The 10,696-nt window shown below is 53.3% G+C and carries 6 protein-coding genes; 2 read left to right on the forward strand and 4 right to left on the reverse strand.

Annotated elements, in window-relative coordinates; genetic code table 11:
* Positions 1-193: 193 nt before the first annotated feature.
* A complete protein-coding gene (locus tag FHS90_RS19685) occupies positions 194-595 on the forward strand; it encodes a hypothetical protein (RefSeq protein ID WP_182514292.1) in 402 nt (133 codons plus the stop codon).
* Between the two features lie 117 nt (positions 596-712).
* Here the strand turns inward: FHS90_RS19685 and FHS90_RS19690 are convergent, their stop codons facing one another.
* Entirely contained in the window at positions 713-2,086 is a 1,374-nt protein-coding gene (locus FHS90_RS19690) for an MBL fold metallo-hydrolase RNA specificity domain-containing protein (RefSeq protein ID WP_182514293.1), read from the reverse strand.
* Between the two features lie 867 nt (positions 2,087-2,953).
* Between FHS90_RS19690 and FHS90_RS19695 the strand changes: the two genes are divergently transcribed.
* A complete protein-coding gene (locus FHS90_RS19695) occupies positions 2,954-4,495 on the forward strand; it encodes a SulP family inorganic anion transporter (RefSeq protein ID WP_182514294.1) in 1,542 nt (513 codons plus the stop codon).
* Positions 4,496-4,910: 415 nt separating this feature from the next.
* Here the strand turns inward: FHS90_RS19695 and FHS90_RS19700 are convergent, their stop codons facing one another.
* From FHS90_RS19700 to FHS90_RS19710, 3 genes are all read right to left on the reverse strand, one after another.
* Positions 4,911-6,311 (reverse strand): DUF4932 domain-containing protein, encoded by a 1,401-nt coding sequence (locus FHS90_RS19700; RefSeq protein WP_182514295.1) that lies wholly within the window; start codon positions 6,309-6,311, stop codon positions 4,911-4,913.
* A gap of 205 nt (positions 6,312-6,516) precedes the next feature.
* Positions 6,517-7,905: a S41 family peptidase gene (locus tag FHS90_RS19705; protein WP_182514296.1), complete on the reverse strand. Its 1,389-nt coding sequence runs from the start codon at positions 7,903-7,905 to the stop codon at positions 6,517-6,519.
* A 30-nt stretch (positions 7,906-7,935) separates the two neighbouring features.
* Positions 7,936-10,293, reverse strand: coding sequence for an ABC transporter permease (locus FHS90_RS19710; RefSeq protein ID WP_182514297.1), 2,358 nt, complete (start codon positions 10,291-10,293; stop codon positions 7,936-7,938).
* Positions 10,294-10,696: the final 403 nt, after the last annotated feature.

Genomic DNA, 10,696 nt, shown 5'->3' on the forward strand with positions numbered 1-10,696 from the left:
TTGCCGGCAGAGAGTTGGCTGTAACAAGGAACTATGCGGGCCGTTACCAGCGTTCACAGGCGAACGGGGAGCCATAAACAAGAGCTGGTTTATAGGAGATAGCAGGTATAGGTCTGGGGCATCTCTGTTAACTTATTTTCTTCTGCCTATCTTTACAAAAAGCGTTGAGGGGGCACCCGTCAAAAAAACAGTCATGAAAAATACTATTTCCGTTATTGTGGCAGCGGCCTTCTTCTGCCTGGTGGGGTGTTCAGAGAAAAAGAAGCAGACCGAAGGCTTTACCCCGCAGCCTATGAATTTCCCGTCAGCGGCAGCGGCCACTGATTCAACCGGTGCGCAGCCTGCTGCCGGCGCAGTGGCGGTAAATCCGCCGCACGGCCAACCCGGCCACCGCTGCGACCTGCAGGTGGGCGCGCCTCTGCCGTCAACGCCGCAGCCGTCTCCCGCCGTGACCACGTCTGCCCCGGCACCGGCCACGCAGGTAGTGACGCCCACTCCCGTGCCAGCACCTGTTACAACCGCTCCCGGTATGAACCCGCCGCACGGCCAGCCCGGCCACCGCTGTGACATTCAGGTAGGCGCGCCGCTGAAATAAGGAGCTGCTGCACCTGGTTGGTTGCCCTTGCTCCTGGCAGGTGGGGCGAAATCAGCCCAGGCCAACGGTTTTCTGTTTTGGGGCTGTTTTCTGAAAAACAGCCCCAAAACAGAAAAATCAGACCACGTAAGACAGCCTGAACTCCGGGATTTCCACGTTGCCGTAACCCATCTCCTCTAAGTCAGATTTCAACTGTTCCATGGTAGAAACTTCCCCGTGCACCAGAAAGATGCGCTGGATCTTTTCTTTGTCCTGGCAGTGCAGGAACTTGGCAATGTCGCCGTAATCACCGTGGGCGCTGTATTCTTTCATGACAATCATCTGGGCCTGCACGGCCACTTCCTCGCCGTGAATAAAGACTTTGTCTGCCCCGTTCATGAGTTTTCCGCCCAGCGTAGAAGGCTCGCAGTACCCGGTAATGAGCACGGCGCTGTTGGGGTCTGAGAGGTTGCCTTTGAGGTGGTGCTGGATTCTGCCGGCGTTCATCATGCCTGATGACGAGATAATCACGCACGGCTCATCAAACTGCACCAGCTCCTTGGAGTCATCTACCTCCGTGATAAAGTGCAACTGCGGGAACCCAAACGGGTCTGGGTCTTCTTTGATGTACGCCTGCATGGTTTCATTGAAGTGCTGGGGGTGGTCCCGCATCACGTCTGTGGCGTAGACAGACAAAGGGCTGTCTACAAACACTTTCACGTCTTTGGGCAGGCGGCCTTCCTCGGCCAGGTAATTGAGCGAGTACACCAGCTCCTGGGTGCGGCCAATGCTGAACGCCGGAATAATCAGTTTGCCCTGCCGCTCTACGCACACCTCCTGCACAATCTTCTCCAGCCGGTCCTCGGTGTTCTCAATGCTGTCATGCACGCGGTTGCCGTAGGTAGACTCGCAGAGAATAATCTCAGCCTGCGGAAACTCCTGCGGCGCGTTCAGAATCCGGTTGTTGAACCGGCCAATGTCGCCGCTAAAGGTGAGGGTGCGCTCCCTGCCATTGTCTTTCAACCTGAGGTTGATGGCGGCGCTGCCCAGTACGTGGCCGGTGTCTGTGAACAGTAACTCTATGTCCTCGTCTACCTGAAAACGCTTGTCATAGGGCACCGTCTGGAACTGCTGCAGGGCCTGCTCAGCGTCTTCTTCTGAGTACAGCGGGCTGTCTGTGTCGCTGCCTTTGTTGCTTTCCTGAATTCTGGCGCTGTCTGGGAGCAGGAGGCGGCATAGTTCCAGCGTGGGCGGCGTGCAGTAGATGGGGCCGGTGTAGCCGTCGCGCACCAGCTTGGGCAGCAGGCCAGAATGGTCAATGTGCGCATGAGATAAGATGACACAGGTCAGGTTTTCGGGTTCAAAATCAAAGGCGCTGTTGCGTTCATCGGTCTGGGCGCCCATGCCCTGGGTGAGGCCGCAGTCCAGCAGAATGCGCTTGCCGTTCTCCAGGGTGATGAGGTGCTTGCTGCCGGTCACCGACTGGGCGGCTCCGTAAAAAGATATGGTCATGTGAATAGGTTCAGATGTGGGTGGAGTGGTGTACGGCTGCCGCCGATGCTGGTTGTGCAAGTAGCACGCATCGGCTTTGCCGAAAAGAGGATGGCGGTTTTGGGCCTGTTTTTCTGAAAACAGGCCCAAAACGCAACCGCGCCGTTCCCTCTCCCGGCGGGAGTGGCAGCTAGGGTAGGGGACAGCGGCAGCTATGGAATAATTCAAGTTATGAGTCTGTCAGGAGCAGGATTTACAGGATTTTATTGATGGTCAGGATTGGGAAGCAGCGGCTGGCACAGATAGTTGTTGCAGGTCTGGAAGGCGCTGCAAGGTCTCTGAAAAAAGGCTGATGGTGTTCTGCAAGCGGTTTTGTAGAACTGGCGAACTGGCGCGAGACTTTAGTCTCGTGACGAAAGATGGTGCGAGTCTCCAGACTCGCCGGGAGCCACAGACACGTGTTCAAATCTTTGATTCACCTTACATGCCTGCTGCCAACGCCGCACGGCAATGCGCGGTTTCGCTGCGGGGCAGCGAGGGGAGTCTCCAGACTCCCGGCATCTATAGGCGCGAGTCTTCAGACTCGCGCCAGAAGAAGATTCCTGTTTTGGAGCTGTTTTTCTGAAAACAGCTCCAAAACAGGAAACAAGGCTACAGGTTTCTTGGCTAGGCATTTCTGCGTACCTTTGCCCAGCTATGACAAACACCTTTCTATTTATAGCGCTCACGCCACCGTGACTTCTCTCACGTAAAGCCGTTCTGGCTTTGCTACTTCCTGTCTTACAATCCAGTTAAATTTATTTACGTTGCTATTGCTGTGCCCTAACGAAGTGAGTGATGGGGCTAGCCGAAGCGGTGTATCTTTTCTTTTATATTGATATTTATAGAATGAAGCCATTTGTACGCTTATTTGATTTCAGCCAAAAAATAGATTATAAAATTGAGATTCTGGCCGGGCTCACAGTAGCCATGACCATGATCCCCGAGTCACTCTCATTTGCCATTCTGGCTGGGTTTCCGCCGTTGGTGGGGTTGTACGCCGCTTTTATCATGGGGCTGGTGACGGCGGTGCTGGGCGGAAGGCCGGGCATGGTGTCTGGCGGCGCGGGCGCGACGGCGGTGGTCTTGATTGCGCTTATGCAGAGCCATGGGTTGGAGTACGTGTTTGCAGCGGTGGCCTTGGCCGGGGTGCTGCAGATGCTGGTGGGGGTGTTCAAGCTAGGCAAATTCATCAGGCTGGTGCCGCAGCCGGTCATGTTCGGGTTTGTGAACGGGCTGGCGGTGATCATTTTCATGTCACAGGTAGAGCAGTTCAAAACGGTGGTGAACGGCGAGGTGAGCTGGCTCACGGGTAGTCCCCTCTACATCATGGCGGGGCTGGTGGCCCTGACCGTGGCCATTATTCTGCTGCTGCCCAAGATCACCAAGGCTGTTCCGCCGTCACTGGTGGCCATTCTGGTGGTGTTTGGCGTGGTGATGGGCTTTGGTATTGAGACAAAACTGGTGCGGGACATCGCCTCGGTGTCTGGGAGTCTGCCGCCGTTCCATATTCCGCAGATCCCTTTAACACTGGAGACGCTGCAGGTTATCTTTCCGTATGCGCTCATCATGGCGGGCGTGGGCTTGACCGAAAGTCTGCTCACCCTCAACCTGGTAGATGAAATTACCGGCACCCGCGGCAGCGGAAACCGTGAATCTGTGGCCCAAGGCGCGGCCAACGTGCTGAACGGGTTCTTCTACGGCATGGGCGGCTGTGCCATGATTGCGCAGACGCTGGTCAACCTTTCGGCGGGAGCCAGAGCCCGGCTGGCCGGAATTGTAGGGGCGCTGACCATTCTGGTGATTATTCTGGTGGGTGCGCCGTTTATTGAGCGCGTGCCCATGGCGGCGTTGGTGGGCGTGATGGTGATGGTGGCCATTGGCACGTTTGAGTGGATGAGCATCAGGATCATCAACAAAATGCCCAGGCATGACGTGGTGGTGGGTATTCTGGTGGCGCTCATCACCATCTGGCTGCACAACCTGGCGCTGGCGGTGCTCATTGGGGTGATCATCTCGGCGCTGGTCTTTGCTTGGGAAAGTGCCAAACGCATACGCGCCAGAAAGTACGTTGACGCCCACGGCGTGAAGCACTATGAACTGTACGGCCCGTTGTTCTTCGGGTCTGTGCAGGCGTTCACTGAGAAATTTGACGTGGCGGGTGACCCCGAAGAAGTGGTCATTGACTTCAAAGACAGCCGCGTGGCGGATATGTCGGGTATTGAGGCCCTGAACAAACTCACTGAACGCTACCACCAGGCCGGCAAGAAACTGCACCTGCGCCACCTGAGCCCAGACTGCCGCCTGCTCCTGAAAAACGCCGAAGCCGTCATTGACGTGAACATTCTGGAAGACCCGCACTACGCCGTGGTCAGTGATAAGCTGGCATAATTGCTGCCTCTCGTTTCTTGTGGATTCCCGTTTTGGAGCTGTTTTTAGAAAAACAGCCCGAAAACGGAAATTTTACTTTAGCTTATATTTCGCCTCTGAGAAGGCGTAGAGATGGGTTTCATACACGTGCCTACGCAGAACCGCCTGCTCACAAAACCTCGCAGCGTCTAGCAGACCGGCGAGCGTCTGTGCCAACTGCCTTTGCAAACAAAGTAACGCCAACTTAGGAGAGGAGCTGCCGGTAGCGCTTTGCGCACAACCAACCTCAGAAAATGAAAAGCCCTCCCGGGTTTCTGAAAACCTGGGAGGGCTGAGACTGCTTTCCGTTTCAGGCCTGTTTTCGCTAAAACAGGCCTGAAACGCTCTGTATAAATGATGGGAACAGAAATTGCTAACCGGGGGCGGACTGCTAAATTTATTGCGTTTTGCTCCAGGCCAGCATTTGGGTGTACAGGTCTTCTATGCTTCTGGAAGGATTTTCTTTGTACAGCGCCAGAAGCTTCTGGTTGAAGGCCCCAAACTTGATAAAGCTTCGTCCTTTCTCCATCTGGCGCTCCATTAAAGGAAGGAAGGTGGCGTTGTCTTCTGCTGAAAAGGTATCTAAGCAATAAAGGGAGTACACCGCCCACGTCATGTACTCATTGAACACGGTGTAAGGCGAGCCGTAGGCACTGGTCCCGTTTCCTTCGGCAGCCCACTTTTTCCGGTCAGAAAACACCTCGTTTATTTGCCGAATGTAGGTATCTGACATGGGGTTCACAAAGTTGTGGTCAATCTCTGTAAAGACTACGCGCGAGGCGAGCATCTCATTGACCTTGGCATTGTACTGGGCAACTGGCTCTGCTCGGCACACAAACATCACGGTTTGGCCGAACCCATTGTCTTCAAAGCGTTGGGTAGAGTGGGCCCCGCCCACCAAAGGCGAGAACGTGACGCGGTAACTGCCATACTTGGTAGGGAACTTGGCCTCCAGCCACGTCTGCATCTGCTCCATCGGGTTGAGGGAGCGGTACGTCTGGAGCAGACTGCCGTAATACAGCTGGTGCTTCTGGTAAAACGCTCTGAAGTTAGACTTCCTGGCGAAGTCTTCCACCAACGCCAGGTTTGCCGCCATGGGGTCTGCCTGGTTATTGAAACCCATCTTCCGGATGATGCCTTCGTTCCTGATGTGTCCCTTTTTGTCAAAGACATACGCGCAGGCGTTCATCTTCAGGGCATAGTAGTACCAGTAGCTGTCATTGTCAAAAGGTTTGGTGATGTGCCGGTTCACCACCTGCATGATAGGGTGGTTTTTATACGGGGCGAAGTAGGCCATCACTTCTTTGTAATAGGGCGTGGTCATGTCTACCATGTTAGAATCCTGTTGCCCAACGGTAGAGAGCGCCACCAGCACATTGGCCAGCTCATGCACCTCCGGGATTTCTACGGTTGACTTGCCTTTGTGCGCCTTGATGTATTTTTTGGTGAAGTTGACATTTTTGGGCGTGCCTACTATCTCTGTGAGGGCTTTCTCGCGGCCTTTCTGCAGCACGTAAAACTGGAGCGTATCACCTGCCTTCACTTGGAAGGAAACAGAATCTACATCTGTGACAAAGGCCACTTTCATTACTTTCTGTTTGCACTCTACTTCCAGCCGGTCTGGTTTCAGGTCAGGTGAGATTCTCCAGCCCGGGTTCCGGTCTGTGTTGTTCAGCACATAAGTGATGGTTTCCACATTGGAGTGCAGAACGGGCAATTCTTTCTTTTTTTGAGCGTGGCCGGTCACCAGACCAAGTGTGAGCACCAGGCCCAGGGCAGATTTAAAGACTGTTTTCATTTCTTCGATATTTACTTTTGATGGGTACCTGACGGTGCAGCTGCTTTGCGTTTCCTCCTGTCTTGGGCGAAAGCAAACGCTCACGTATCTGGGTTTCTGTTTCCGGGCTGTTTTTCAGAAAACAGCCCGGAAACAGAAACTTGTAAGAAGGCACAAGCAGAACCAGGCAGGTGGTACTCTTTATAGGCAGGGAACAGGTTCAGAATTACAGATGCGAGGCCAGCTTTTGTCCTTTCAGGTGTTTGAGGGCCTGTTCCAGCACCGGGTCTTTCTTCTGGATGTAGTCTTTGAGCGTTGATTTTACTGTGATGTCTGGTTTCACCCCGTAGCCTACAAACTCCCGCCCGTCTGGATAAGTGTCTTTCTTGGTGCATACCCTGGCAACGGCGCCACCGGGCAGGTCAAAGAGGAAAGGCTGTCCGGTGCTCCCGAAGGAGTTTTCGCCCATCTTGGTCATGTGCTTCTGGTTGTCGGCGTAAATCAGGAAATCCTCTGCCGCTGAGGCGGTGTTGTGACCTATGAGCAGGGCAGTGGGTACTATCACTTTTTCGGCTGGGTTTACCTGATTCCGGTAGGGGGCATAGTCAAAGGGGTAGAAAAGTTTGTCCTGGTAAGAAAGCAGGGATTTGGTTGTCCATGCGTTGCCTACGGTGTCTTTGGGCGTGGCAAATTTCCCCCACGCCTTGAAAGAAGCCAGGTGCTGACGGGTCATATTCCGGGAGCCGTACAGTAGGGTGTCAGGAGTCAAGTAGTCCAGTATCTGCCGACCTATGCCGGTGGAGCCGCCGCCGTTGTAACGCAGGTCAATGATTAAGGCTTTGGCTTTGCGCAGCTCAGGCAGTTTCTCCAGAAACAGTTTGTTAATCTCTGGATTTGAGAAACTGTTCAGCGCCACATAGGCCGTGCCGTTGGGGTACCACTTGAAATCCAGTAGTTTTCGGTCTTCAAAGGCCGGATACACTTCCTTTTCCAGCGTTTTCTCATGGGTTAGCGTGAACGCCTTTACTTTGCCGTCTGGGGTTCTGAATTTAACGTGGTAGGATTCTCCTTTGAGCCCTTGCAGGAGGTTGTTGATGGCAATATCCATTAGCACGTAGTCAGTGGAGGAGGAGATGTAGGGCAGTACCTGCTGTTTCAGGTAGTCGGCGGTGGGGGTTCCGTTTACCTCCATCACCTCGCTGCCCAACGGCAGTTCATTTTTAATGCTCAGGTTGGTTCTGGTGACAATGGCTTTGTTGTCTACATTGCTCAGAAAAATTCTGTATTTCCCAAACATGTTGGTGTACAGCAAGGTGTCTAAGCTTTTTGGGAAGTAGATATTGGTGTGGCCGTCTTTCAGCAAGGCGCAGAACCGCTGTAGCTCCCGGTAATAGGCATAGTCATTGGGGGTGTGCTGCACCTTGGTGATGAGGTCTTGGTAGGCACCGTCCCACTGGGCCCGGTCTACTTTGTCCAGGTACACAAAGTTATAGTTCACCTCCTGCCAGAATTTAGAGAGGCCGTACACTTTCTGGGCAGGAGTGAGGGTGTTGGGGATTTGTGCCTGGGCAGCAAAGGCAAGCAGCGCTAAGGCAAAAAGCAGGTACTTTTTCATGGGAAGGGTTTAGTAAAGGGTATTCAAAATCTATTCTGTGCGCAGCGACCGTACCGGGTCTGCCACGGCGGTTTTGATAGCGTGAAAACTCAGGGTGACCATGGCAATGATGAACGTGGCGATGAGGGCCGCCGCAAAAATCCACCAGCTCAGGTCCGTATGGCGGGCGTAGTCTTCCAACCAGGAACGCATCAGGTACCAGCTCAGCGGCAACGCGATGAGGTTGGCCAAGAGCACCAGTTTCAAAAAGTCTTTGCTGAGCATCATGACAATGCCGGCTACTGAGGCCCCTAATACCTTCCGGATGCCAATCTCCTTTTTGCGCTGCTCTGCCGTGAACAGGGCCAGCCCGAACAAGCCCAGGCATGAGATGAAGATGGCAATGCCGGCAAAGTAGTTAGTCAGCTGCCCTATCACGCTCTCGCTGCGGTACATGCGCTCAAACGTGTCATCCAGAAAGTGGTATTCAAAGGGGAACGCCGGGTTATACTTTTTCAACAATGCTTCTGTGGTGGCCAGCACAGTGGGCGTTTTACCTGGCGCTACGCGGGCAAACAGGAAGTTGGCTTGCCGGGGAGCCAGCTTGATGATAAGCGGCATGTCATTCACCTGCATGCTTTTGGATTGGAAGTTTTTCACCACCCCCACAATCTGTCCTTGCTGGTCCCACATGGTCAGGCGTTCACCTACCGGGTTTTTCAGCTGCATGAGCTTGGCCGCTTCTTCATTGATGAGGTAGTTTGCCGTATCAGTGCCAAACTCCTTGGAGAAATCGCGCCCTTCCTTTAGCTGCATGCCCATGGCGTTCAGGTAGCCGTAGTCCACGTGCATATAGTCAATCAGAATTTCGGCACCGGGTTCTTTGCCGCGCCACTCCACGTTACTGGTGTTAGAACCCAATTGCAGCGGGTTGTAGTCAGAAGCGGTCACGGCCATGACACCGGGAATTCGCAGCATTTCCTGCTTCACCACCTCATAGTTAGTGCGCAAATCACCTTCTATGGGTATAGACACCATGTTCTGGCGCTGCAAGCCAATGTCTGAGGTGCGTATAAAGTGCAGCTGCAGGTACACCACCAAGGTGCTCACAATCAAGAGGGCAGAGAGAACAAACTGGAAAACCACCAGCCCCTTCCGGAACAAGGTAACCCGGTCATTCAGCTTCACAGTGCCTTTCAATACCACTACCGGTTCAAAAGAAGACAAAAAGAACGCGGGGTAACTGCCCGAAATAATACCGGTCACCAGCGCTACACCCAACAGCATCAAGAGCAGCTGGGGGTCTGCAAGGTTGAATTCTACGGCTTTCCCCGTCAAGTCATTGAAGGCAGGCAAGAGCACCCCCACCAGGTTGGCGGCTAAGAAGAGGGCCAGGAACGCGATCAGGATAGACTCTATCATAAACTGCCCCACCAATGAACCCTTGCTAGCACCAATGGCCTTGCGTACGCCTACTTCTTTCGCGCGTTTGGCGGCACGGGCGGTGGCTAGGTTCATGAAGTTGATGCAGGCAATAATCAGGATGAACACCGCCACTACAGAGAAGAGGCGCACGTACATCACCAGGCCGCTATTTGATTTCCCCTGCCGGAAATCTGAGTACAGGTGAATGTCTTTCACCGCCTGCACAAAAAAGTCGGTGTCCCGTTCGCCTTTGTCGCCTTTTTTTACAAAGTGTTTTATCTTCTGGTTGAAAGCCTCTGGATCAACGCCCGGCTTAAGTTGCAGGTAGGTGAGTATGCCATAGCTGCCCCAGGTCTTAAGGCTTTGGTTCTGCTGCAAAAACTCTTCAAACGGGAGCACATAGTCAAACTGCAGAGTAGAGTTGGTGGGTACAGAGGCCATGACCCCGGTCACCTCATAGCTTTCCTGGTTGTTCAGCTTCAGCAGCTTGCCCACGGCTTCTTTGCTCCCGAAGAATTTCAGCGCAACGCTGTCACTGATCACAACAGACTTGGGGTGCCGCAACACCTGGCCTGCCTTGCCCTGCAGCAGCTCAAAAGAAAACGCCTCAAAGAAGGTGCTGTCGGCGTAGATGCCCGATTCTTTAAATTTTCGGTCGCCATAGCTGAAGAGGGTCTGTTCGCCCCAAGTCATTCTGATGGCCCGTTCCACTTCCGGCAGTTCTTTTTCCATGGCTGGCCCCAAGAGTCCGGGTCCGGCGGGGGTGGTAAGGTCGTCGGCCCCAGGATAATGCTGCTCGCCTACCACGCGGTACAGATGGTCTATGTTTTGATGGAACCGGTCATAGCTCAGCTCGTCCTGCACCCATAGCAGAATCAGCACGCTGCAGGTCATGCCCAGTGCCAACCCGAAGACGTTGATGAGGGAAAAAACTTTATTCCCCATCAAGTTTCTAAAGGCCATTTTCAGGTAGTTCTTATACATAGGAAGTAGGGTGGAAGTAGGTTCAAACGCAGGGCAAGCAACGCTCAGGCGGTTCTTGCTTCTTTTTTCAGGTAGATGACAAGAAAAATAAATGCCATTTATGCATAAGGATGGTAGTCAATAAGTTATGATTTAGCCCTGCTTGTCACCTGTACGCTTCTGATACACATTCTCATGCTACAGCTGTGCGCTAACGTGACAAGGCATTTTCCCTGAATGATGGGCGTAGAAAACTATTCAGCGGGATTTAGTACCTTAGAAGTCTGTTGCACATGAATCAATAAGTTGGTCTTACAGTGGAGAAGTCTGTTTTTGGCCTGTTTTCCCACAATACTTCGGACAGTTTATGCTGCGATTCTGCCGAAGTTAAGGACACAGTCTGTTTTGTCCTTGTTATTTAAGT

It is taken from the genome of Rufibacter ruber, assembly GCF_014138425.1.
Lineage (GTDB): Bacteria > Bacteroidota > Bacteroidia > Cytophagales > Hymenobacteraceae > Nibribacter > Nibribacter ruber_C.